At 66.9% G+C, this 20,426-nt stretch carries 16 protein-coding genes; 5 read left to right on the top strand and 11 right to left on the bottom strand.

Annotated elements, in window-relative coordinates:
- Positions 1-306 precede the first annotated feature (306 nt).
- The 4 genes from ATO4_RS08760 to ATO4_RS08775 all read right to left on the bottom strand — a co-directional run bounded on the left by ATO4_RS08760 (position 307) and on the right by ATO4_RS08775 (position 6,437).
- The gene (locus ATO4_RS08760) at positions 307-2,754 is read right to left on the bottom strand and encodes an EAL domain-containing protein (protein ID WP_083591090.1); all 2,448 of its coding nucleotides are present in this window, start codon (positions 2,752-2,754) and stop codon (positions 307-309) included.
- 450 nt (positions 2,755-3,204) lie between these two features.
- Positions 3,205-4,548, bottom strand: a complete 1,344-nt coding sequence (gene preA, locus ATO4_RS08765) for an NAD-dependent dihydropyrimidine dehydrogenase subunit PreA (RefSeq protein WP_083591092.1) — start codon at positions 4,546-4,548, stop codon at positions 3,205-3,207.
- Positions 4,549-4,551: 3 nt separating this feature from the next.
- The gene (locus tag ATO4_RS08770) at positions 4,552-5,049 is read right to left on the bottom strand and encodes a hypothetical protein (protein WP_083591094.1); all 498 of its coding nucleotides are present in this window, start codon (positions 5,047-5,049) and stop codon (positions 4,552-4,554) included.
- Between the two features lie 5 nt (positions 5,050-5,054).
- A complete protein-coding gene (locus ATO4_RS08775; protein WP_083591238.1) occupies positions 5,055-6,437 on the bottom strand; it encodes an NAD(P)-dependent oxidoreductase in 1,383 nt (460 codons plus the stop codon).
- Between the two features lie 338 nt (positions 6,438-6,775).
- Between ATO4_RS08775 and ATO4_RS08780 the strand changes: the two genes are divergently transcribed.
- Positions 6,776-7,552 (top strand): glutaredoxin, encoded by a 777-nt coding sequence (locus tag ATO4_RS08780; protein ID WP_083591096.1) that lies wholly within the window; start codon positions 6,776-6,778, stop codon positions 7,550-7,552.
- A gap of 77 nt (positions 7,553-7,629) precedes the next feature.
- Here ATO4_RS08780 and ATO4_RS08785 read toward each other — a convergent pair whose 3' ends face one another.
- The 4 genes from ATO4_RS08785 to ATO4_RS08800 form a co-directional block, all read right to left on the bottom strand.
- Positions 7,630-8,259 (bottom strand): PQQ-dependent catabolism-associated CXXCW motif protein, encoded by a 630-nt coding sequence (locus tag ATO4_RS08785; RefSeq protein ID WP_245308648.1) that lies wholly within the window; start codon positions 8,257-8,259, stop codon positions 7,630-7,632.
- 1 nt (position 8,260) lies between these two features.
- Entirely contained in the window at positions 8,261-9,142 is an 882-nt protein-coding gene (locus ATO4_RS08790) for a substrate-binding domain-containing protein (RefSeq protein ID WP_139802333.1), read from the bottom strand.
- A 102-nt stretch (positions 9,143-9,244) separates the two neighbouring features.
- Positions 9,245-10,060 (bottom strand): c-type cytochrome, encoded by an 816-nt coding sequence (locus ATO4_RS28285; protein WP_245308649.1) that lies wholly within the window; start codon positions 10,058-10,060, stop codon positions 9,245-9,247.
- A gap of 305 nt (positions 10,061-10,365) precedes the next feature.
- A complete protein-coding gene (locus ATO4_RS08800; RefSeq protein WP_083591100.1) occupies positions 10,366-12,210 on the bottom strand; it encodes a methanol/ethanol family PQQ-dependent dehydrogenase in 1,845 nt (614 codons plus the stop codon).
- A 720-nt stretch (positions 12,211-12,930) separates the two neighbouring features.
- On the opposite strand from ATO4_RS08800, the gene ATO4_RS08805 reads away from it, so the two are divergent.
- Positions 12,931-13,866 (top strand): quinoprotein relay system zinc metallohydrolase 2, encoded by a 936-nt coding sequence (locus tag ATO4_RS08805; RefSeq protein WP_083591101.1) that lies wholly within the window; start codon positions 12,931-12,933, stop codon positions 13,864-13,866.
- A gap of 224 nt (positions 13,867-14,090) precedes the next feature.
- The gene (locus tag ATO4_RS08810) at positions 14,091-14,942 is read left to right on the top strand and encodes a quinoprotein dehydrogenase-associated SoxYZ-like carrier (protein WP_245308650.1); all 852 of its coding nucleotides are present in this window, start codon (positions 14,091-14,093) and stop codon (positions 14,940-14,942) included.
- Positions 14,943-15,051: 109 nt separating this feature from the next.
- Here ATO4_RS08810 and ATO4_RS28065 read toward each other — a convergent pair whose 3' ends face one another.
- The 3 genes from ATO4_RS28065 to ATO4_RS08825 form a co-directional block, all read right to left on the bottom strand.
- Positions 15,052-15,372 (bottom strand): hypothetical protein, encoded by a 321-nt coding sequence (locus ATO4_RS28065; RefSeq protein WP_210191045.1) that lies wholly within the window; start codon positions 15,370-15,372, stop codon positions 15,052-15,054.
- 349 nt (positions 15,373-15,721) lie between these two features.
- Positions 15,722-16,777, bottom strand: a complete 1,056-nt coding sequence (locus ATO4_RS08820; protein WP_245308651.1) for a beta-propeller fold lactonase family protein — start codon at positions 16,775-16,777, stop codon at positions 15,722-15,724.
- Positions 16,774-17,274, bottom strand: coding sequence for an SRPBCC family protein (locus ATO4_RS08825; protein ID WP_083591243.1), 501 nt, complete (start codon positions 17,272-17,274; stop codon positions 16,774-16,776). The genes ATO4_RS08820 and ATO4_RS08825 overlap by 4 nt, the downstream gene beginning before the upstream one ends.
- A 401-nt stretch (positions 17,275-17,675) precedes the next feature.
- Here ATO4_RS08825 and pimC point away from each other — a divergent pair, with 401 nt between their 5' ends.
- Both pimC and ATO4_RS08835 read left to right on the top strand, forming a co-directional pair.
- Positions 17,676-18,878, top strand: coding sequence for a pimeloyl-CoA dehydrogenase large subunit (gene pimC, locus ATO4_RS08830; RefSeq protein WP_083591104.1), 1,203 nt, complete (start codon positions 17,676-17,678; stop codon positions 18,876-18,878).
- A gap of 303 nt (positions 18,879-19,181) precedes the next feature.
- On the top strand, positions 19,182-20,330 hold the full coding sequence (locus ATO4_RS08835; protein ID WP_083591105.1) for an acyl-CoA dehydrogenase: 1,149 nt from the start codon (positions 19,182-19,184) through the stop codon (positions 20,328-20,330).
- Positions 20,331-20,426: the final 96 nt, after the last annotated feature.

A 20,426-nucleotide genomic window follows, 5' to 3' on the forward strand; every position in this document is an offset into this window, starting at 1 on the left:
GCCGGGAGACGAAAGCATGCGGAAAACGTCTTGGAACAGGTGGCGGACAAGCGCATGGCCGTCCCGCGATGTCAAGATCGCGGGGCCCGACGCAAGCGCTCGCCCCGCAGCCGGCCCGCCTCGCGACGGCCGCATCGAAGGCGCATCGGGACGGCTCGCCGGAGGGCTCGCGCGGCACGGCCCCGACCGGTTCGATCGGTGGCACGGGCGACGCGGGCGGATGATCCGTGAGATCGCCGGGCGATGGCCGCCCGGTAGCCGTTCAGGGGGCCGCGCCGGGCTTGCTGTGGCAGGTCAGGCGGCAGGTCAGGCGGCCAGCACCGAGTCCATCTTCACCTCGAGATCGCTGGTCCAGCGCCGGGTGATGTCGGCGATGACGCGCGGCAACTCTTCCTTGGGCTGCGGCGTCGAGAAGAAATAGCCCTGCATCTCGTGGCAGCCTTCGGCCAGCAGCGCCCGCATCTGGTCCTCGGTCTCGATGCCCTCGGCGATCACCTGCATCTTCAGGGATTTCGACAGGCCGATCACCGAGCGCACGATGGCGATGTTCTCGGCCCTGCCCATGTCCCGGACGAAGGACTGGTCGATCTTGATCTTGTTGAAGGAGAAGCGGCTGAGATAGCCGAGCGAGGAATAGCCGGTGCCGAAATCGTCCATCGAGACGGTCAGGCCGCGATTGCGCATCTGCTTCAGGATGTCGAGCACGCGGGCGCTCTCGTCGAGGAACAACGATTCCGTCACCTCGATCTGCAGCCGGCTCGCCGAGAGGCCGGAATTCGCCAGCGCCCGGTCGATGTCGGCCAGAAGCGTGTCGCTCTTGAACTGCATGGCCGAGAGATTGACCGATATCGTCATCGTCTCCGGCCAGCCGGCGGCCTCGGCGCAGGCGGTGTTCAGGCACCAGATCCCCAACCGCTCGATCAGTCCGGCCTCCTCGGCGAGCGGGATGAAGTGGCCCGGCGAGATCATGCCCTTTTCCGGATGATTCCAGCGCAGCAGCGCCTCGAAGCCGCTGACGCGCTTGTCGGCAATGTCGACGAAGGGCTGGTAGTAGAGCTCGAACTCGCCGGCGTCGAGCGCGGCCTTGAGGTCGAGCTCCATCTCGCGGCGCTGCTTCAGCCGCGAGCGCATGGCCGGCTCGAAGAGCTGGGAGGCACCCTTGCCCGAGCGATCCTCCTTGGCCTTGTAGAGCGCGAGGTCGCAGTTCTGCAGGAGGATGTCGGCGCTGACCGGCTCGCCCGCGTCGACGCTCGGATCATGGGCGACGATGCCGACGCTGGCGGTTGCGAAGATCCGCCGGCCGTCGATCTCGAAGGGCTGCTCGAAGGCCTCGAGGATCTTCTCGCCCAGCACCGTTGCGTCCACACCCTTCTTGGACTGCGGCGCGATGACGCCGAATTCGTCGCCTCCCAGCCGGGCGATGCTGGACTTGGCGTCGATCAGGCCGGCGAGACGTTCGCCGCAGGATTTCAGCAGCGCATCGCCGATCGGATGACCATAGGTGTCGTTGATCGACTTGAAGTTGCGGATGTCGACGACGATGACGGAGAAGGGCTTCTTGGCGGTCTTCAGAAGCTGGTCCAGTTCCTCGCCGAACTGGCGTCGATTGGGCAGGTCGGTGAGTTGGTCGTGGCCCGCCAGGAAGTGCAGCCGCTGGGAGATCTGCTCGCGCTCGGTGATGTCTTCGAAGGTGATCAGCAGCCCCTTGCCGGACATGCCGCGGCGCTTGACCTCGAGGATCGTGCCGTCGGGCATGGTCATCTGCAGGGAATCGTTCTCGTTCTCCTTGAGGGCGCTGGTGAGCGCGGGCTCGGTGAAGAACTTCTTGGCGGGGGTGAGGATGTCGAACTCGCCGAAGCGCTCGTTGAAGACGCCGTTGGTCAGAAGGAGGCGCCGCTGGCCGTCCAGCATGCACAGCGCCTGGCTCATGTTGTCGAGCGCCGCCTGCAGCTGGCCCTTCTGGGACTCGATCTTGTCGGACAGCATGTTGGTCTTGGCGTCGAGATCGGTCTTCAGGAACTGGCAGCGATCCTGCATTTGCGCGAGGGCGGCGGTCGCCTCGCGCACCTCCTTAGGACCGATCGGATGGATCTTGATGTCTTCCTCGTCGGCCACCAGCGCACGAGCCGTCTGGGTCAGGCGTTTCAGGGGCGTCGAGACGGAGCGGATCAGAAAGACGAGAAGCCCGACCATGGCGAGGAGCACCGCGCCGAGACCGATCTCGGTCTGCAACGTCAGGCTGGCGAAGGCGCGGTCGGCGTCTTCGCCGCGCTCGTCGAGATCGGAGCGGATGAGGCGGACGGCCGATTGCAGGCCGACGGTCACCTTTTCCAGTTCGCGCGCGACCGTCGACTTGGAAATGGAGGCATAGCCCGTCTCGATCAGACCCAGCGAATAGACCAGTCCGCGGAGCGCCGTCTTGGCCTCCGGGGCGATGTCCGTCTCAAGTACCACGGCGACGACCCTGCGGACCTCGACCACGGACGTCAGCACATCCTCGAGGTCACGGCCGCCGAGGGCGCTGCGCCTGGCGGCTTCGCCCTCCACCTGAACCTTGCTGTCGATGCCGCTGAGCACGTCGTTCATGTTGACGAGGCTGGTCTGCAGCTGCGTCAGCGGCTCGACGCCGACGCCGATGAAGGCGCTCATCTTCTCGATCGAATCGAGCTGGCCGCGATAAGACAGGAAGCCGAAGGCCACCGTCAGTCCCGCAAACAGCAAACAGCCCAGGATGAGCCTCACCTTGATCGACATGACGCGTCTTTCTCGGCACCAGAACCACTCTACTCGGCGTCAGATCGTCCCGAAGACCTCGCCACTGGCGCACTATGACGACCCAAAGTTACTCTGCCGTTACGGATTCACGTTCACGTGATTCTGGTTCTTCAGACGGGTCGCTTCGGTCATCGGAGCGGCCCTTCGCGCAGGAGACGGACCAGGGCAAAAGGCCTGCGTCGTCAGAGGCTTCGCGGCGCGCCATGCAGCCGGCGAGGAACCTCGCATCGTCGGCACGCGGGGAGCCGCCCCCGCCCTGCGCATCCGGCAGGCGCCCGGCGTGTCGCCACCCTCGGCCGCCTCTTCACGCCATCCGGCATATCCCGACATCACAGGCGCTCCGGATCGACGCCGGACCCGGACGGCAGGACGATCCGGCGGTGGCCGAACCGGTCCGCCGGCGCGACGAAACCGCCCCCCGCCTTGCGCCTACTCCGCAGCGTCCGGCAGCGTCACGGGCTCCGGCGCGTGCTGGATCTTCTCCCTGGCCATCGGATTGTTCGGATGAGTCGTCCAGTTGCCGTATTCGTCCGGGATCGGCCGCCTGGTGCGCGGATCGGTGCCGGTGATGCGCTCCATGGTGATGCAGTCCTCGACCGGGCAGACATTGACGCAGAGATTGCAGCCGACGCATTCTTCGTCGATCACCTCGAAATGCCGGCGGCCGTCGACCATGCTGGTGATCGCCTGGTGCGAGGTGTCCTCGCAGGCGATGTGGCAGCGGCCGCAGGAGATGCACTTGTCCTGGTCGATCCGTGCCTTGGTGACGTAGTTGAGGTTGAGATACTGCCAGTCGGTGACGTTCGGCACCGCGCGGCCGCGGAAATCCTCGATGGTGGCGTAGCCCTTCTCGTCCATCCAGTCGGACAGGCCCGACGCCATCTCCTTCACGATCTTGAAGCCGTAGGTCATCGCCGCGGTACAGACCTGCACCGTGCCGCAGCCGAGCGCGATGAATTCCGCAGCGTCCCGCCAGGTGGTGATGCCGCCGATCCCGGAGATCGGCATGCCGCGGGTCTGCGCGTCGCGGGCGATCTCGGCGACCATGTTGAGGGCCATGGGCTTGACCGCCGGGCCGCACATGCCGCCATGGGAGCCCTTGCCGTCGATGGTGGGCGTCGGGGCGAAATTGTCGAGGTCGATCGACATGATCGCCGACACCGTGTTGATCAGCGACACGGCATCGGCGCCGCCCTTCCTCGCCGCCCGGGCCGGATGGCGGATGTCGGTGATGTTCGGCGTCAGCTTGACGATCACCGGCAGCTTCGAATGCAGCTTGCACCAGCGGGCGACCATCTCGATATATTCCGGCACCTGGCCGACCGCCGAGCCCATGCCGCGCTCGCTCATCCCGTGCGGGCAGCCGAAATTCAGCTCCACCCCGTCGGCACCGGTCTGTTCGACCAAGCCAAGGATCTTCTGCCAGGGTGCTTCCTCGCAGGGCACCATCAGCGAGACGATCATCGCCCGGTCCGGCCAGTTGCGCTTGACCCGGGCGATTTCTTCCAGGTTCGTGTCGAGCGCCCGGTCGGTGATCAGCTCGATGTTGTTGAGGGCGAGGAGCCGCCGGTCCGGCCCCCAGATCGCGCCGTAGCGCGGGCCGTTGACGTTGACGACCGGCGGATCCTCGCCCAGCGTCTTCCAGACGACGCCGCCCCAGCCCTGCTCGAAGGCGCGCTGGACGTTGTACTCCTTGTCGGTCGGCGGGGCCGAGGCGAGCCAGAACGGGTTCGGCGAAGAGATGCCGAGGAAGCTTGTCGTCAGGTCGGCCATGGCTCACGCTCCGTGTGCTGGCGAAACTATATCTGGGTTCAGCCCGGCATCGCTTAATCGAAGACGCGCGGCTGCAATCGTCTGATCGTCGAATTCCTGCGGATGGCGCAGCACCACAGCTTCGAAAGTAAGCTCTGGATAGCCCCGCTGGACAAGATCGTAAAAGCCATCGGAAGGTGTTGCCTTCAGCGCAAGGTCAGAGACCGTCCTCCTCTCCCCGTCGCGGCTGATTTTTTGCCTGGTTCTGCTCAGCCGAACGGTCTTTCCCCGTTCACCACTGATCATCTCTTCCAAGGCAAAGATTGATTGCCAGACGTCGTGCTCAAGCGATCCCGGCAATGCAGTGGGCTGAACTTCGCACAGACGAGAGAACGCAGCCTTCATCACCCGCTCCGAGCCCAAACGTCGAGCATTTGCGATGAGGTTACGAAGCACTTTGGGGTCGCTGGCTTTGTTGATAGCCGCCAATGCGGCGCGCTCGGCCTCAGTCGGATCGGCCATGCTTTTCACTCCGCCGCAACCTTTCTTTCTCCTTCGGCCATCAGCGCCGCGTGGATGTCCATGGCCGCGATCTTGCCGTCCTCGACGGCGACGACGGTGAGGTCCTCGCCCCCCGCGATGCAGTCGCCGCCGGCCCAGACTCCCTCCAGTGATGTGCGGCGCGCGGCATCGACCCGAATGCGGCTGCGCTCCAGCGCGATGCCTGCCGCCTCGTCTTCTGTCCCCTCGGGCACGAAAGCCTGGCCGATTGCCTTGAACACCTGGTCGGCCTCGATGATGACGGTCTCGCCGGTGAGCACCAGCCGGCCCGCATCGATGCGGGTGCGTTCGAATTCTATGCCGATCACATGGCCGCCCTCGGCCAGGATCTTCTTCGGCTGCAGGTTGAAGCGCAGATGGACGCCGCGCGTCGCCGCCACCTCCTGTTCATAGGGGCTTGCGTTCATCGCGTCGCGTCCCCGGCGGTAGGCGAGCGTCACCTCCTCGGCACCGAGGGCCCTCGCCTGCACGGCCGCGTCGATCGCCGTCATGCCGCCGCCGATGACCACCACCCGCCGGCCGACGGCAAGCTGCGAGAGATCCGCCGTCTGGCGCAGATCGGCGATCCAGGCCACGGCATCGTGGCAGCCGCCGGCCGATTCACCGTCGGTCCCCAGGGCGTTGACACCGGCAAGGCCGAGCCCGAGGAACACCGCGTCGTAATCCCGGCGCAGCTCCGCCAGATGGATGTCGCGGCCGAGCGCACGGCCTGTCTGAACGGTGATGCCGCCGATCTTGAGCAGGAAGTCGACTTCCCGCTGCGCGAAGTCGTCCGTCGCCTTGTAGGCGGCGATGCCATATTCGTTGAGCCCACCCGGCTTCTCGCGCGCGTCGAAGATGGTCACGTCATGGCCGAGCATGGCGAGACGGTGGGCCGCGGACAGCCCGGCCGGCCCGGCCCCGACGACGGCGACCGTCCGCCCGGTCGGCGCCGCCCGCTGAAAGGGATGGCGCCCCGTCTCCATCAGCGCGTCGGTGGCATGGCGCTGGAGGAGCCCGATCCGCACCGGCTTGCCCTCGGCGACCTCGCGCACGCAGACCTCCTCGCACAAGGTCTCGGTGGGGCAGACCCTCGCGCACATGCCGCCGAGGATGTTCGCCGAAAGGATCGTCTTGGCCGCGCCGATCGGATTGCCGGCCTGGATCTCGCGGATGAACAGGGGGATGTCGATGGAGGTCGGGCAGGCGGTCATGCAGGGGGCGTCGTGGCAGAAGTAGCAGCGGTCCGCTTCGACCAGCGCCTCGTGCCGCTCCAGCGCCGGGTGGAGGTCGCCGAAGCCTTGCGCCAGCGCCTCGGCGGGCAGCCGGCCGGCGGCGATGTCAGGGCGGCGTGTCAGCGGATCGGACATGACGAACATTTTCCTCTGGCTGGCCCTCTCGGTGGCGCCCCGCCGGCCGCGGCGAGCACGACGGGCAGGGAAGATCAGAATGATTCCATTTTTGCGATCCGTCAATTTTTTTATCGTTTGGTCAAAAACCGGACCTGCTGCGCAGCGGGGCTCGATGCGCAGCAGCAGTCGAATCAGCGGAGTTGCGCGCGGGCGGGACGTCGCCCGTGCGGCGTGCCCGGCCGGGCGATCAGGCCTGGTCGCCTTGACCTTCCAGTTGCTGGAATACCCATCTGTCGGGTTCGATACGCCGCGGCACGCCAGCCGCCGCAGGACCCACACGACGACGGAACGAACCCATGAACCTGATGTCCCCCAGTCGCGACACCACGAAGAAGGCCGTCCTCTACCGGATGGTGATGGAAGCGCACGTCTGCCCCTACGGGCTGAAGTCCAAGGATCTGCTCGAGCGCGAGGGCTTCACGGTCGAGGATCACTGGCTGGAGACCCGCGAGGCGACCGACGCCTTCAAGGCCGAGCACGACGTCGCGACGACGCCCCAGACCTTCATCGATGGTGCGCGGGTCGGCGGCTACACGGAGCTGCGCGAGCATTTCGGCAGAGCGGTGACGTCGAAGGACGAGACCACCTACCAGCCGGTGATCGCGATCTTCTCCGTCGCAGCGCTGATGGCCCTCGCCTTCGGCTATGCCGCCGAGGGCACCGTCCTCACCGGCCGGGCGATCGAGTGGTTCTTCGCCATCTCCATGTGCCTTCTCGGGATTCAGAAGCTGCAGGACGTCGAGAGCTTTTCGACCATGTTCCTGAACTACGATCTCCTGGCCAAGCGCTGGGTGCGATACGGCAAGATCTATCCCTTCGCCGAGACACTCGCCGGCGTCCTGATGATCGCCGGAGCCCTGACGTGGCTGTCGGCTCCCATCGCGCTGGTCATCGGCACGATCGGCGCGGTCTCGGTGTTCACCGCGGTCTACGTCCAGAAGCGCGAGCTGAAATGCGCCTGTGTCGGCGGCGGCTCGAACGTGCCGCTGGGCTTCGTCTCGCTGACGGAGAATCTCGTGATGATCGGCATGGGCCTGTGGATGCCGATCCGCATGATGGTCTGGGGCGGCTGAATCGGGCTGCAGGCGGTCTTCTCACCGACCCGCTGGGCCGCCCGGCAGTCGCGTTGCGGGCGCCCGGCCCGCTCGGCCTATTCGTCCGGCCGCGGCTCCGGCTCGCGCTTTTCCAGCGGCCGGCCCGCCTCGCTCCAGCCGTCGGTGCCGTCGGGATACCAGTAGACGGACGTATAGCCGCCGGCGACCGCACGCTTGGCGGCATTGTAGCTCATCCAGCAGTCGCGCTTGCAATAGAAGAGAATCCGAGCGGCCTTGTCTCCCCCGGTCGCCCTTTCGATCCCGTCGAAGAGGTAACGCTCCATGACCGGCGCCAGTTCGCCATAACCGGTGTCGACGAGCCAGATCGAGCCGGGAATGTTCTGTCGCGGCTCGGGCCGCCAGAGTGTGCCCTTGGGCAGGTTCTTCGGCTTCGGCACCCGGGGCAGGACGTCGATGAAGGGCACGCCGTCATCGTGGAGGCGCACGGCCTCTGCCGTATCGACCACGGTCGCGCCGGAAAGCGTTGCCGGCACGGGAGCGCGGTAGTCGTCCATGCGGTAGCCGTCGGGCTCCGGAACGCCCGCTCGGGCCTGATCCGGCTGCGCCGTCCCCGGCTCGGCTCCCCCCGCAGCCAGCACAGGAAGCGTCACGCCCGCACCGGCCATCGCGAGGACGAAGCCGGCAACGAGCCGAAGCCGGCCCGGGCGATTGCGGGCCGGGCACATGTCAGCCTTTCGGGCCGACCGCGGGAACATTCGCCTTGGCTGCATCATCGGTTCCGCCTGAAGCCGCCGCCTTGCCGGAAGGCGCGATCGGCCGGTTCTCCTCGTCGAGCAGCGGCACGCCGTAGGACAGGAGAATGTCGTTGATTTCGCTCTGGTTCTCGGCAATGGCGCGATTGAGGGTGCGCTTCCATTCCTGGTCGGCCGGGCGAACGCCCATGGTGATCCGGTAGGCCATCGCCGGACCCTTCTCCTCATGAACCAGCGGCACGACGGCGAGGTCCTCGCCGGCCTTTTTGGCGTAATAGCCGGCCATCGGGCCCCACAGCACCGCCGCGTCGATCTCGCCTTTCGCAAGGTCGGCCATCATCGACTGGGCGGAATTCTCGATCCGGGTGTCGATGACCAGCGGATAGGCCTTCGCCGTGGCCATCAGCCCGGCCTTGGCCATGTAGGTGCCGGGCGGAGTGCCCGCGACGATGCCGACGCGCTTGCCCGCCAGCTTGGGATCCTCGAGCCGCGTGACGCCCTCGAGCTCGCCGTCCTTCGGATAGACCAGCGCATAGGCCGTCCGGTAATAGGCGTTGGTGTTCTGGACCAGTTCGTCGCCCTGCGGATAGCTCATGATGATGTCGCACAGGTTCGAGCCGAGCGTCATCCGCACGAAGCCGGTCGCCTGCGGGAAGTAGGAATAGGTGACGTCGCTGCGGCCGAGCTTCTTCGCCAGCAGTTGCGCCACCTCCTGCTCGAAGCCCTCCCCGGCCTGGTTGGAGAAGGGCATGTTGTTCGGATCGGCGCAGACCCGGAGGACGTCCGGATCCACCAGTTCGACCTCGCTGCCGAATTCGCGGTCCTGTGCCAGGGCGGCGCCGGGAAGCGCTGCCATGGCGAGGAGAGCCAAGGCGAGACGCCGCAGCCCTCGCCTTGCCCGGTCTCTCGGCACTTCAAGCCCCGCAGGGGCCGTCGATCTGGCGGTTGCCGTCATCGTTCAAAATCCCAGGCAGCTGTATTCTTCTTCCTGCGCCGGCTTGTTGTTGGCGATCCGCTTGGGTTCGCCACGTCCGACGACACCGTCGGCCCGAGCCCGCAGGTAGATGTAGATCGCGTCCATCGAGCACATGACGTTCGGATCCTCGCCCCAGGCCGGCATGATGGAATTGCCGCTGGGGTTCCACTTGTTCTGCTGACCGCTGACGATGATGCCGGCGAAGTCGTAGTAGGAGAGGTCCTGCAGCTGGTCGACGAGGTTGGGCGCGAAGGACGAGCCGAGGCCATCCGGACCATGGCACTGCATGCAGTTGGCCATGTACTTCTTGTAGCCGCGCCAGGTGTACCAGTCGGCCTTGCCGTCCGCGCCGACGATGTAGGTCGGGTTTCCGGCCGAGTCGACATATTTGCCGAGATCGCCTTCGGTCGCGGTATTGCCCTCGGTCGCGGTATCCTTGGAGGGATGCGCGTCGGGCTTCATCTTTTCGGGATCCGCGGCCTCGGCCATCTGGGCGCCGCCGGACTGGTCGGCCGACGGGGCTGCCGGTTCGGCGGCGTTTCCGCTCGAAGCCGCGGATGCATCCGCGCTGCCGCCGGCTGGTGCCGCCGCCGCCGCCGGCGCGGACGCGCCGCCGGAGCTCTCAGCTGCGGCGTTCTGGCCCCCGGCCGCCTGGCCTTGCGAAGCCTGGCCCTGCGCGTTCTGGCTTGCGGCATCCTGGCCCTGGGGCACGATGGTGGTGCCGGAATTCTGGGCGAGGGCGAAGCCGGAGACCGAGAGAACCAGGGCGCCGGCAAGGGCAATCATCTTCGTCGTCATACATGTCCTCAACTACTGGCGCTGAAAGCGCATCGCCATGTCGGCCCACCTGCGGTCCGCCTGCCGGGCGGGAGACACGAGGGGTTCGCGACCCGGCCACTCATGAACGTTCGTCGCTGCGGCTTCGCTCCGATCGACCGGCGCAATCCAATGCATCGGTGGAGAAACGTCCGACGCCGCGGCACGGCGGACCGGTCCGCCGGATGCTGGTTTATTCGGGAAGAAGTCCCAGTTGCCGGACCCCCTCAGCGAACGAGCCCCGCGATTGCTTCGCGGGGCTCGTCCAGATCACGCCGTGTCGGCTGTTACTTCGAGGCGGTCTGGTCGGGGACCGTGAAGACCGTCAGCTGACCGCCGAGAGCGGTGTACTTCGACAGGGCGGCGTAGCCGCCGACCGCGCCGAGACCGGCATTCGGGTCGGTGAGGCCTGCCGCCAGGCCGATGCCGGCCCAGCCGCCGATGCCCGACAGGATGCCGACCATCTGCTTGCCGTCCTGCTCGTAGGTCATCACGTTGCCGATGATGCCCGACGGGGTCTTGTAGCGGTAGAGTTCCTCGCCGGTCTGGGCGTCGACGGCCTTCAGATAGCCCTCGAGCGTGCCGTAGAAGACGATGCCGCCCTTGGTGGCGAGAGCGCCGGACCACACCGAGAACTGCTCGGGCAGCGACCAGACGATCTCACCCTTGCCGGCGTCCCAGGCGATGAAGTTGCCCATGCCGCCATGGCTGTTCGGGGCCGGATACATCGACAGCGTCGCGCCGACGTAAGGCTGGCCGGCGGTGTAGGCGACGCGGAAGGGCTCGTAGTCCATGCAGACGTGGTTGGTCGGCACGTAGAACAGCTTGGTGTCCGGCGAATAGGCCGCCGGCTGCTGGTCCTTGGTGCCGAGCGCGGCCGGGCAGATGCCGGTCGAGTTCACGTCTTCGCCATTGTGCTCGGTCGAGTACTGGTCGACGACCAGCGGACGGCCGTAGGTCTCGGAGCTCTTGTCCATGTCGACCTTGGTGGCCCAGTTCACCGCCGGATCGTACTTCTCGGCGACGAGCAGCTCGCCGCTCTCGCGGTCGAGGGTGTAGGCGAAGCCGTTGCGGTCGAAGTGGACGAGCGCCTTGTGGTCCGTGCCGTCGACGGTGACGTCGGCGAGGATCATCTCGTTGACGCCGTCATAGTCCCACTCGTCATGCGGGGTCATCTGATAGACCCACTTCGCCTCGCCGGTGTCGGCGTCGCGAGCGTTGATCGTCATCGACCACTTGTTGTCGCCCGGGCGCTGCGCCGGGTTCCAGGTGGAGGGATTGCCGGTGCCGTAATAGACGAGGTTCAGCTCGGGGTCATAGGAGAGCCATCCCCAGGTGGCGCCGCCACCGATCTGCCACTGATCGCCTTCCCAGGTCTTCAGCGAGGAGTCCTTGCCGACCGGCTTGCCGAGTTCGGTGGTCTTCTCCGGGTTCATCAGCATTTCGTTGTCCGGGCCCGTCGAATAGGCCTTCCAGACTTCCTTGCCGTCGGCGAGGCTATAGGCGGTCATGCGGCCACGGACGCCGAACTCGCCGCCCGAGATGCCGACCAGAACCTTGTCGTTGATGACCTGCGGCGCCATCGTGCCGGTTTCGCCCTTGGCCGGATCGCCGTTCTTCACCGACCAGACGACTTCGCCGGTTTCGGCATTGAGCGCGACCAGCGTGGTGTCGGCCTGGTCGAGGATCACGAGGGCCGGACGGTCACCTTCGGCCGGAGCGTAGGCGACGCCGCGGTTGACGGTGTCGCAGCACATCACCGGAATGACGTTCGGATCCTGCTTCGGCTCGTACTTCCACTTGATCGTGGCGTCGTCCGCCAGGTCGAGGGCATAGACGATGTTCGGGAACGGCGTGTGCACGTACATCGTGCTGCCGATCACGAGCGGGCTGCCTTCATGGCCGCGCAGAACGCCGGTCGAGAACGACCAGGCGGGGACCATCTTGGAGACGTTGTCCTTGTTGATCTTGTCGAGGGACGAGTAGCGGGTGTTGGCGTAATCGCCGGTCGGCATGACCCACTGGCTGGCATCCTTCGCCAGCTCGTGCAGGGCTTCGGAGGCAACGGCGACGCCGCCAAGCCCCATCAGAAGGCTCGAGGCGAGCGCAGCTTTGGTAATCGTTTTCAGCATGAATTGTCCTCCCAAGGAACCGAGTTCACTTGCCGACCCGCGATGGGCCGCCAACGTGATGTCAGCGATGTATGGGGAAGGCTTCCGGCAGCGTGTCACGACCTCCAATAGGGGTCTTGGTGGGCACCGTTGATCATTACCCTACCAGTGGCCTTCGAGATTCGGGGCGCTCCCAACACCGCCGATCTTGAAGCCGGAAACCATGGATCACACCCTAATGCGGGAATTTTTCCTGTGCAAGCACTGATATTGGGAATTTCTTGGTGCACTGCACAAAGATAACGGATTAATATATCTTTCCGGAGTGGTTCCCTTGGGTCGCCCTTGCCGAGATTGCGATCTCCACTCGTCGCGCCGAAGAGATCTCAAAGGATACCCGATCGTGAATGCCTCTTTTTGGGCCTGGTTCGCCCGACCAGGACTTTCCTCACGTCGCGCATGATCGAAATTTCCCCACAGATGCGGTTTCGTGGCGGACTTCCCCGGCAGAGGAGACAGTAGAACGGCGGATAGGGGCGAGCGGGACGGGAAAGATGTCCTTGCGGTCCTTGATGTTGCACTGCAGCATTCCCTCGGTCATCTTGCCGCAGGCAGCGCCGGGTCGTTCCAAACCGGCGGCCGATCAGCCATCCTGCCGGCCGGCGGTCCGCCCGAGACCGAGAGGCGGTCAACCGGCGGCTGGCGAGGGCCGCAGAATCCAGGGCCAGAAGGACGTACGGGATGTCGAAGCGCGGTTGGTCTCTTGCCGTCGTCTTGGTGGCGCTGGCATTCGCCTGGCCCGCGCCTGCTGGCGCCACCCCGGCCGGCGATTTCGTCGAGATCGCGCCGGGCGTCCATGTCCGCCACGGCGCCGTCGCCGCGACAACCCCGGAAAACCGCGGCGCCATCGCCAATCTCGGCTTCATCGTCGGGACGAGGGCCGTCGCTATGATCGACTCGGGCGGCAGCGTGGCGGATGGCGAGGCGGCGCTGGCGGCGATTCGGCAGGTCACCGACAAGCCGGTCGAGTGGCTGATCGACACCCACATGCACCCCGACCACGTCTTCGGCAATCAGGTCTTCGAGGCCGCCGGCGCCACCATCCTCGGCCATCGCCGGCTGCCGGCCGCCCTCGCAGCCCGCGCTGATTTCTACAAGCAGTCGATGCGCGAGCAGCTGGGGCCGGCGCTGGACGACGCGGTGACGGTGACCCTGCCGGACGACACGGTGGCGGACGAACGGCGGATCGACCTCGGCGGCCGGACGATCCTGGTGAAGGCCTGGGACACCGCCCATACCGACAACGACCTCACCGTCTATGACGAGGCGACCCGCACCCTGTTTGCCGGCGACCTCCTGTTCATGGAGCATTGCCCGGTCGTCGACGGCTCGATCCTCGGCTGGCTGGCGCAGCTGCCGGCCCTGAAGGCGATCCGCGCCGAGCGCGTCGTGCCCGGCCACGGGCCGGTCAGCGCCCCCTGGCCCGAGGCGATCGAGGCGCAGGCGCATTATCTCGAAACGCTGGCCGCGGACATCCGCAAGGCCATCGCGGAGGGCGTGCCCATGGCCGAGGCCGTGCCGCAGGCGGCGGCGAGCGAGCGGGAGAAATGGCGGCTCTTCGACGACTACAATCCCCGCAACGCCACTGCCGCCTATGCCGAGCTCGAGTGGGAATGAGCTTTCGGCCAGGCAGCAACCGGCGAGATCGAGCTCCGCGGGGTGGCGCGGGCCCCGCGTGATGGAGTGGCTGGCTGAAGACAGTTCATCCCTCCCACTTATCCCGCCGACGTGAAGAGCCGCGCTCTTGCGGCCGCGGCGACCGCGGGCAAAATGCAGGCAGGAATGCGCCGGGGCGAAACGGGAGTTCGCCGGACCGGCGCTGTCTCACGGGAGGAAACGACATGGCCGCAACCGAATGCCCCTGCATGGGCGCCCGCCGCAGGGCCGCCCTTGCCCTCGCCGTCTCGTTCGCCATGGTGCTCGGGGCCGCCGGCCCGGGCCTTGCCGAGACGGCGACCTCGCCGGAACAGGCGGCTGCCGAGGCGGCAGGCGCATGGACGGAGCTGAGGCCGGATCTCTTCGGCGACAGGGAGCTGATCGAAGGCACCGGCACCATCGCCATCGACGCGCCGAAGCGCGCGACCGACCCTGCCGTCGTGCCGGTGACGCTCAGCTTCGATCCGAAGATGGACGTGCGCAAGGTGACGCTCGTCATCGACGAGAATCCCTCGCCCGTCGCCGCCACCTTCGAGTTCGCGCAAGGCGCCGACATCCGCGAGCTTTCGACGCGGGTGCGGGTCAACGCCTATACCGACATCCACGCCGTCGCCGAGACGGGCGACGGCAAGCTCTATGTCACCAAGGCCTTCGTCAAGGCGGCGGGCGGCTGCGCCGCGCCGGCGGCGAAGGATCCGGAAGTCGCGGCCCGCGAGATGGGCAAGATGAAGATCCGCGCCTTCGAGACCGACGATCCGGCGATGCATGAGGCGCAGCTGATGATCCGCCACCCCAACAATTCCGGTCTGCAGAAGGACCAGGTGACGCTCCTGTACATTCCCGCCCATTTCATCACCGACCTTCAGGTCGACAAGGGCGGCAAGACGCTGTTCACCATGACCGGCGGCATCTCGATCTCGGAAGATCCGAGCTTCCGCTTCCGCTATGGCGCGAGCGATGCCGGGCCCTTCCACGCCAAGGCGTCCGACACCGAGGGCAAGACGTTCGAAAAGACCTTCGACGGCGGGCAGTCCTGACGGCGGCGCCGGCCTCGCGCCGGCTCAGCGCCCGTCGGCGCTGATGCATTCCCGCGGACGGAGCGCGGCGACGGCAAATCCTCTTCCCGTCGCCGGATCCCTTCCGCCCCTACTCGAAGCAGCGGATCTCGGCCTCCGCCTGGGCGCGGCGCAGGTCGCCGATCGCCGCCTTCGATTCGGCCGACTCCCTAAAGATGCTGCCCTTCTCGCCGGTGACCTGGCCCATGGAGAGCCAGGTCGAGGCCTCGACGTAGCGCTGGTAGGGTACGATCGAGGCGACGACGTCGAAGGAGCAGGAACACTGCTGCAGCGCCGTGCGCGTCTCGCCATTGGTGGCCATGCAGGCGAAGACGTAGTCGGCGATCGCGGTCGTCGGATAGTCGGTGCGCGTGACCGAGGCCGCCTCGCCGGCATCCGTCGGAAAGCGCACCGCCCCCGCCCCCTCGCCGGTGAGCGTGCTGGCTGCCCCGGGACTTGCGGCGGCATTGCCGGTTGCGCCGGCGCCGCCTGCCGCGCCTGCCCCAACAGCCGGCGACGCCGCGCCGGGCGCCGTCTGCGCCAGGCTCCCAGGTGTCGCCGCCAGAAGCATCGGAACCGCGAGCAGCGCCGCTCCGATCGCCCGCTGCATCGTCGCGCGCCCGTTTGAAATGGTCATGCTGATCCTCCCGAAACCGCGCCCTGGGGCGGCGGCTTCCTCTAGCGTTCCACCGGCCGGCCGGCGCCATTTTCCGCAGATCGCGGCGGGAATGGTTCCCGATCTTCGCCGCGGCCCTCCGGCATCACTTGCCTGCGCCGATGCCGGCTCCGGCCCCGGCCTCGCTCCCAGCCGTCGGCGCGGCGCGCACGAATTCCCCGAACGCCCGCGGCCCATCCGGAACGTCGACGCTGGCGATCTCCTCGAGGGTCGCCGCATCGAGCTTCACCAGCGTGTTGGCGAACCAGTTGGCGACATAGACGAACCGGCCGTCGCTGCCGGCGGCGATCCCCTCGGGATAGTCGCAGCAATCCAGTTGCGCGAGGCGCTCGCCGTCATCGGGATCGAACACGGTGACGGTACCGCCATACTGGTCGGTGACGAAGACCTTTCCCTTCGTCTCGACCGCGTCATAAGGGTGCGAGCCGACGGGGACCGTGCGGATGACGAAATGGCCCCGGGCGTCGACGACGCTGACGCTGTTCGAGCCGACATTGGCGGCATAGACACGGGTGCCGTCCTCGGAAAAGGAGACGCCGAACGGCCGCTCCCCGACGACGACCCTGGCGATCACCTCGCCCGTCCTGGCGGCAAAGAACGACAGCTGGTTGGAATCCCGGTCGGCCGTCACCACAACCGATCCATCGTCCGACACCGCGATGCCGGAGGGCGACTGGCCGGTCTCGAACGTTCCGACCACCGCCCGCTTGTCCGGATCGACCAGCAGCAGCGAATGGGAATACCAGTCGGCGACATAGACCGGCGAGCCGGACGGATGCACGGCGATGCCCAGAGGCCCGCCCCCGACCTTCACCTCGCCGATCACTTCCCGCTTCACCGTATCGACGATGGCGATCTGCCGGGATTCCGGCTGCGACACATAGGCGCGGGTCCCGTCGCGGCTCACCGCGATGCCGGCCGGCTTGCCGGGCACCGCGATGGTCTTTTCCACGGTCATCGCGTCGAGGTCGACGAAGGAGAGCGCTCCCGCCTCCTGGCTGGTCACATAGCCGACGTCGCCCGCGGCCGCGTCGGACGCGGTGACGAGCGAGAGGGCCGTGGTCAGGGACACGGCGGTCAGGCAGACGGCGGCCAGACGGGCGGCGGTCGCCGCCATCCGGCCGGCGGAGGTCCCGCTCACGAGCCCGATTCGACCTTCTTCTTCAGGTTCTCGAGGCCCTCGGTGATGAACGCTGTCACCCCGTTCACCGCCGCCTCGTCGTTGAGTTCGGCCGGGGGATCGTTGTTCGGATAGCCCCGATAGAAGGCCGCGCGCCACGTCACCTCGGACTTCGCCCCGCCATTGGCCGGCTTCACGGCGATCGTCGAGGAGTAGTTCGTCGCCGGCAGGAGATCGGTGTCCACATGGCCGATGAAGGTCGAGTAGCTCATCTTGGCAGCGTCGTATTTGGAGAGTTCCTCCTCCATCATGCCGCCCGAGGTGAAACCGAGGGTGCGAACGGAGCCCTTTTCGTTGCCCTTGCTCGCGTCGGCGATGGCGATCCGCGGATGCCAGGACATGTCTCCGAAATTCTGGATCACCGCCCAGACCTTGTCCGGCGCGGCATCGATGGTGACAGTCTCGCTGGCCTTCTGGCGCGTCGGACCATGCGCCGCGGCAAGCCCCGGCAGGATCATGAGCGCGACGACCAGTGCCGCCAGCTTGGTGAAGATCCGATATGTGAACAAGGCCCGTCTCCTCTTCCGATTCGGTGCCCACCCGAACCACGGCCGGTGCGGACCCTAGTCACAACCGGCGCTGAGGGAAAGTCTCATCTTTTCCGCGACAAGGGGAGGTCCGGAGCCGAGTTTTCCGAATTTACTCTTACGTTCGCGTCAATTATGATTGCTCGCGAAATGCGTCGGCCGCCTGCCGGCCCGGCGCGGAAGCTGCGCGTGACGACGGCCGGCGGTTCCGGCCGAGGCCTTGAGCCGCCGGACAGAAGGCGCACAGTCTGACGGGTACAGTCGGATGACGAGCGCCGCGGCGGCGGTCTCGCCCTCCGGCGCGACGCGACAAACGATCGGGAGGACGATCCATGGACCTGACATTCACGGCCGAGGAAGCCGCATTCCGCCAGGAAGTGCGCGCCTTCATCACCAGCAACGTGCCGAGGGACGTCCACGAGACGCTGCTCGCCGGCCGTCACGTCTCCAAGGACGGGCTGGTGCGCTGGACCCGCATTCTCAACGAGAAGGGCTGGTCGGTCCCGCACTGGCCGGTGGAACATGGCGGCACCGGCTGGGACCCGATCCGGCAGTACATCTTCCAGGACGAAATGCAGCGGGCGCCTGCCCCGCAGATGCTGCCCTTCGGCCATTCGATGGTCGGCCCGGTGATCTACACCTTCGGCTCCGAGGCGCAGAAAGCTCGCTTCCTGCCGCGCATCGCCAATCTCGACGACTGGTGGTGCCAGGGCTTCTCCGAGCCCGGCGCCGGCTCGGATCTGGCCGGCCTGTCGACCCGCGCGATCCGCGAGGGCGATCACTATGTGGTCAACGGCCAGAAGACCTGGACCACCCTCGGCCAGTATGCCGACTGGATCTTCTGCCTGGTGCGCACCGATCCGGCCGCGCCGAAGAAGCAGATGGGCATCTCCTTCCTGCTGATCGACATGACGACGCCCGGCATCACGGTGCGCCCGATCCGCACCATCGAGGGCGGCCACGAGGTCAACGAGGTGTTCTTCACCGATGTGAAGGTGCCGGTGGAGAACCTCGTCGGCGAGGAGAACAAGGGCTGGGACTACGCGAAATTCCTGCTCGGCAACGAACGCACGGGGATCGCCGGCGTCGGCGCCACCAGAGAGCGCATCCGCCGCCTGAAGGAGATCGCCAGGGCCGAGCCGTCCGGCGCCGGCGTCGTCTGGGACGATCCGCGCTTCCGCGAGAAGGTCGCCGCCGTCGAGATCGAACTGAAGGCGCTGGAGATGACCCAGCTGCGCGTCGTCTCGGCCGAGGCGCGGCGCGGCCACGGCAAGCCCGATCCGGCCTCCTCGATCCTGAAGATCAAGGGCACCGAATTGCAGCAGGCGGCGACCGAACTCCTGATGGAGGCGATCGGCCCCTTCGCCCTGCCCTACGAGGCCGAAGACCGGGAGGGCCGCAACGAGCCGCCCGTCGGCCCCGACTACGCCGCCCCGATCGCGCCGAACTACTTCAATTATCGCAAGGTCTCGATCTACGGCGGCTCCAACGAGATCCAGAAGAACATCATCGCCAAGGCGATCCTCGGGCTTTGAAGGGTCGTCACTCGCTCAGTTGGTATTGGCGCGCGGATACCCCCCTCTGGCTTGCCAGCCGTCTCCCCCCAGGGGGAGATCGATCTCGCGCAGAGGGCAGCGCCAATCTCGACCGTCGCAACCGGCATCAGCGTTGACGATGGGGCGGCAGCAACAAAGCGAATGATCTCCCCCTTGTGGGGGGAGCGTCCGGCAGGACAGAGGCGGGCGCCTGGCGCCACCATTTCAACAATACGGGCATCTGCACCGCCGACGGCTGAAGGCTCGCGGGTCGATCGCTCAAAAGGTTTTGGGAGGAACCCCATGGATTTCGAACTTTCCGAGGAACAGAGCCTTATCAAGGACTCGGTCACGCGCCTCCTGCGCGCCGAATACGGCTTCGAGGCCCGCGAAAAGCACCGGGCCGGGCCGCTCGGCTTCTCCGAGACGATCTGGCAGTCCTTTGCCGAGCTCGGCCTTCTCGCCATCCCCTTCAGCGAGGAGGATGGCGGCCTCGGTGCCGGGCCGGTCGAGACGATGATCGTGATGGAGGCCTTCGGCCGCGCCCTCGTCGTCGAGCCCTATCTCGCCTCGGTCGTCATGGCCGGCGCGGCGCTGCGCCATGCCGCATCGCCCGAGCAGCGCGCCGCCATCGTGCCGGGCGTCGCCGACGGCAGCAGCCGGCTCGCCTACGCCTTCGCCGAACGCGGCACCCGCTACGACGTCTCACGCATCGCCATGGAAGCGAAGCGCGAGGGCGAAGGCTTCCGTCTTGCGGGCGAGAAGACGCTGGTGCTGGCCGGCGATGCGGCGACCGGCTTCGTCGTCGCCGCCCGCACCGCCGGCGCGCCGGGCGATGCCTCCGGCCTCGGCCTGTTCCACGTCCCGGCCGATGCCGAGGGGCTGACCCGCCGCGGCTATCCGACGCAGGACGGCATGCGCGCCGCGGATCTGACCTTTGCCGGCGTCTTCGTGCCCGCCGAGGCCGTTCTCGGGGACCCGGAAGGCGCCGCGCCGACGCTGACGCGGATCGAGGCAGAGGCGATCGCGGCGCTCTGTGCCGAGGCGGTCGGCTCGATGGAGCGGATGGTCGGCCTGACGACGGCCTACATCAAGGAGCGCAAGCAGTTCGGTGTGCCGATCGCCGCCTTCCAGGCGCTGCAGCACCGGGCGGCGGAAATGTACATGGCGCTCGAACAGGCCCGCTCGATGATGTATCTCGCCGCGATGAACGTGGCGAGCGACGACGCGGCGGCGCGGCGCGCCGCGATGTCGGCCGCGAAGGTCCAGATCGGCCGCTCCGGCCGCTTCGTCGGCCAGAACGCGGTGCAGCTCCACGGCGGCGTCGGCGTCACCATGGAGTACGAGATCGCCCACCACTTCAAGCGCCAGACGATGATCGACCTCTTCCTCGGCGACGCCGATCACCATCTCCAGGTGGTCGCGGCGGAGGGGGGTCTCGACGAGGTGTAGGGCGGGACCAGGCCCTCACCCACATCGCCGCGACCGCTCCCCTGACACCCTTCGTTACACATCGAAATCCCGCGCACATGGAAGCGGCCGGGGCGA

The organism is Aurantimonas sp. 22II-16-19i, assembly GCF_002088275.1.
In the GTDB taxonomy this organism is placed as follows: Bacteria; Pseudomonadota; Alphaproteobacteria; order Rhizobiales; family Rhizobiaceae; genus Jiella.

What these genes read in the sequence shown, in the direction of transcription:
- ATO4_RS08760 (WP_083591090.1), bottom strand. Translation starts at nt 2,754, where the DNA reads ATGTCGATCAAGGTGAGGCTCATCCTGGGCTGTTTGCTGTTTGCGGGA.
- preA (WP_083591092.1), bottom strand. Translation starts at nt 4,548, where the DNA reads ATGGCCGACCTGACGACAAGCTTCCTCGGCATCTCTTCGCCGAACCCG.
- ATO4_RS08770 (WP_083591094.1), bottom strand. Translation starts at nt 5,049, where the DNA reads ATGGCCGATCCGACTGAGGCCGAGCGCGCCGCATTGGCGGCTATCAAC.
- ATO4_RS08775 (WP_083591238.1), bottom strand. Translation starts at nt 6,437, where the DNA reads ATGTCCGATCCGCTGACACGCCGCCCTGACATCGCCGCCGGCCGGCTG.
- ATO4_RS08780 (WP_083591096.1), top strand. Translation starts at nt 6,776, where the DNA reads ATGAACCTGATGTCCCCCAGTCGCGACACCACGAAGAAGGCCGTCCTC.
- ATO4_RS08785 (WP_245308648.1), bottom strand. Translation starts at nt 8,259, where the DNA reads ATGTGCCCGGCCCGCAATCGCCCGGGCCGGCTTCGGCTCGTTGCCGGC.
- ATO4_RS08790 (WP_139802333.1), bottom strand. Translation starts at nt 9,142, where the DNA reads ATGGCAGCGCTTCCCGGCGCCGCCCTGGCACAGGACCGCGAATTCGGC.
- ATO4_RS28285 (WP_245308649.1), bottom strand. Translation starts at nt 10,060, where the DNA reads ATGACGACGAAGATGATTGCCCTTGCCGGCGCCCTGGTTCTCTCGGTC.
- ATO4_RS08800 (WP_083591100.1), bottom strand. Translation starts at nt 12,210, where the DNA reads ATGCTGAAAACGATTACCAAAGCTGCGCTCGCCTCGAGCCTTCTGATG.
- ATO4_RS08805 (WP_083591101.1), top strand. Translation starts at nt 12,931, where the DNA reads ATGTCGAAGCGCGGTTGGTCTCTTGCCGTCGTCTTGGTGGCGCTGGCA.
- ATO4_RS08810 (WP_245308650.1), top strand. Translation starts at nt 14,091, where the DNA reads ATGGCCGCAACCGAATGCCCCTGCATGGGCGCCCGCCGCAGGGCCGCC.
- ATO4_RS08825 (WP_083591243.1), bottom strand. Translation starts at nt 17,274, where the DNA reads ATGATCCTGCCGGGGCTTGCCGCGGCGCATGGTCCGACGCGCCAGAAG.
- pimC (WP_083591104.1), top strand. Translation starts at nt 17,676, where the DNA reads ATGGACCTGACATTCACGGCCGAGGAAGCCGCATTCCGCCAGGAAGTG.
- ATO4_RS08835 (WP_083591105.1), top strand. Translation starts at nt 19,182, where the DNA reads ATGGATTTCGAACTTTCCGAGGAACAGAGCCTTATCAAGGACTCGGTC.